This is a genomic window from Saccharopolyspora sp., from assembly GCF_017434145.1.
Taxonomy (GTDB): domain Bacteria; phylum Actinomycetota; class Actinomycetes; order Mycobacteriales; family Pseudonocardiaceae; genus Saccharopolyspora_C; species Saccharopolyspora_C galaxeae.
On the sequence record NZ_JAFRFW010000033.1, the window covers coordinates 1 to 2,366 of the forward strand.

Genomic DNA, 2,366 nt, shown 5'->3' on the forward strand with positions numbered 1-2,366 from the left:
CGTCGCCGTCGAGCGCTTCGGCCGGCTCGACGTGCTGGTCGGCAACGCCGGGGTCGCCAAGATCGGCTCGGTCGCCGACCTGGACACCGAGGGCTGGTCGGCGATGGTCGACGTGAACGTCAAGGGAATCCTGCACGGGATCGCCGCGGCGCTGCCGGTGTTCCGCCGTCAAGGCGGCGGCCACCTCGTCACCGTCGTCTCGACCGCCGGTTTGAAGATCGTCCCCACCCAGGCGGTTTACGCCGGGACGAAGAACGCGGTGCGCACTCTCCTAGAGGGCTTGCGGCAGGAGAGCACCGACGGGGTTCTGCGGACGACGTCGATCTCCCCTGGTTACGTCCGCACCGAGTTCGCCGACAACGCGGTCGACGATCCGGACGTGCGCGAGCAGGCCCGGCAGAACATGGCCGAGAACGGCATCGACCCCGCGGCGGTGGCACGGGCGATCGCGTTCGCCATCGACCAACCCGAGGACGTCGAAATCGGGGAGCTGACCATTCGGCCGACCAGTCAGGGCTGAGCGGGCCGTTCAGTGACGTGCGCGGGCACCGGCGGCCGCGTCCTTCTTGGACCACGCGGACCGGTCATCTGGCTCGACCGCCACCGCATCAAGCGCCGAGGTGCGGCGCGACGACAGCCGGCTACCCGGCTCCCACCGGCAGGTCGCTGCCGCGCCAAGTGGCCGCCAACTCCTGCACCGGCAGGTCGAGCGCTGCACCGAGGCAGATGATCGTGCCGAATCCGGGAGACGGCAGCCGCCCGGTCTCGATCTTGCGCAGGGTTTCCGGCGAGATGCCCGCCGCCTGCGCGACCTCGGTCGGGTCGCGTTCTGCTCGCGCGCGGCGAAGCAGGGCACCGAGGCGCCTGCCTGCTTCGATCTGCTCCGGTGTGAGCGGGTGGCGGACCATGCGCTCAGGGTACGGCTGGTATTACTTTACCGGCAAGTGTTAGGTTCCGGTATAACTATACCGACCAGGACGCGAGGTATCCGTGATCGAGCTGAAGACGCCTGCGGAGATCGAGAACATGCACGTGGCCGGGCGCTTCGTCGCCGAGGTGCTCTCCGATGTCGGCAGGCTCGCCGACGTGGGCGTCAACCTCATGGACATGGAGCACCACGTCCGCGGCATGATCGAACGGCGCGGTGCGGAGTCGTGCTACTGGGACTACGCCCCGTCTTTCGGCAAGGGGCCGTTCCGCAACGTCATCTGCCTGTCGGTCAACGACGCCGTGCTGCACGGCCTGCCGCACGACTACGCGCTGCGCGATGGCGACGTGCTCACAGCGGACCTCGCCCTGCGCGTCGACGGCTGGGCGGCCGACTCGGCGCGCACGGTCGTCGTCGGCACCCCGGCGGAGGAAGACCTGCGGATCATCCGCGCCACCGAGGAGGCGTTGGAAGCGGCGATCGAGGCCGCACGCCCGGAAAACCGGCTCGGCGACATCTCGGCGGCGATCTGGGCGGTGGCGCGCGATCACGGCTATCCGGTCAACACCGAGTTCGGCGGTCACGCCATCGGCCGCACCATGCACGAGGACCTGCACATCCCCAACAAGGGGCGGCCGGGCCGCGGCCCGAAGCTCCAGCCGGGACTGACGCTCGCGCTCGAGCCCTGGTTCGCCCGCACCACCGACCGGATCGTCTACGACCCCGACGGCTGGACCATCCGCTCGGCCGACGGCTCCCGCACGGCCCACTCGGAACACACGGTCGCCGTCACCACGGGCTCCCCGTTGGTACTCACCCGACGCGAACCGCAAAACCCCGCAACGAAGGGCGATTCCGGCGACCATCTGTCTACAACGGACGCTTGACGTTCCGGCGGCAGCCGCTTGGTCCGCAAGGCCCCTCAGCGCTGCACCTGCCTCGGACTCACCGAGTGCCGCCCACCGACTCGCATGTCCGAACAGGCCACCGACCGCGAGGATCGATCACCATGCCCGACCGCCACCTCATCGACGTGCACGTCCTGCTCACCCGCGGCGCTAAACTGCTGCTCACCAAGCGCCGGGGTGATGCCTTCGACGGGATGTGGCACCTGCCATCCGGCAAGCTCGACGCGGGCGAAGACGTCCGCACCGCTGCTACCCGCGAAGCGGAGGAAGAGGTCGGCGCGGTCATCGACCCCGCCGATCTAGCGCTCGTGCACACCTGCCACGTCAACGGTTCCGGGCAGGAGCCGCGGCTCGGCCTGTTCTTCGCCACCCGCAGTTGGACCGGCGAACCCGTCAACCGGGAGCCGGAGAAGTGTTCCGGCATCGGCTGGTTCGACCTGTACGACCTGCCCACCGAACTGATCGACTACCCGGCCGCCGGGATCACCGGCTACCGCAACGGCAACCCGTTCTCGATCATGGGATGGGAC

Annotated in this window: 4 protein-coding genes; 3 read left to right on the forward strand and 1 reads right to left on the reverse strand. The window is 69.1% G+C overall.

The genetic code is table 11. From position 1 onward, the window contains the following. Nucleotides 1-520 (forward strand): SDR family oxidoreductase (locus tag IJH84_RS00850; protein WP_295139040.1); only part of this gene is annotated, 520 nt, incomplete at its 5' end. Between the two features lie 121 nt (nucleotides 521-641). Here IJH84_RS00850 and IJH84_RS00855 read toward each other — a convergent pair. Beyond that, entirely contained in the window at nucleotides 642-908 is a 267-nt protein-coding gene (locus IJH84_RS00855) for a helix-turn-helix transcriptional regulator (RefSeq protein ID WP_295139043.1), read from the reverse strand. Nucleotides 909-990: 82 nt separating this feature from the next. Between IJH84_RS00855 and map the strand changes: the two genes are divergently transcribed. Further along, nucleotides 991-1,815: a type I methionyl aminopeptidase gene (gene map, locus IJH84_RS00860; protein ID WP_295139047.1), complete on the forward strand. Its 825-nt coding sequence runs from the start codon at nucleotides 991-993 to the stop codon at nucleotides 1,813-1,815. A 122-nt stretch (nucleotides 1,816-1,937) separates the two neighbouring features. Beyond that, nucleotides 1,938-2,366, forward strand: a 429-nt coding sequence (locus IJH84_RS00865) for an NUDIX domain-containing protein (RefSeq protein WP_295139050.1), incomplete at its 3' end; no start/stop codon positions are given.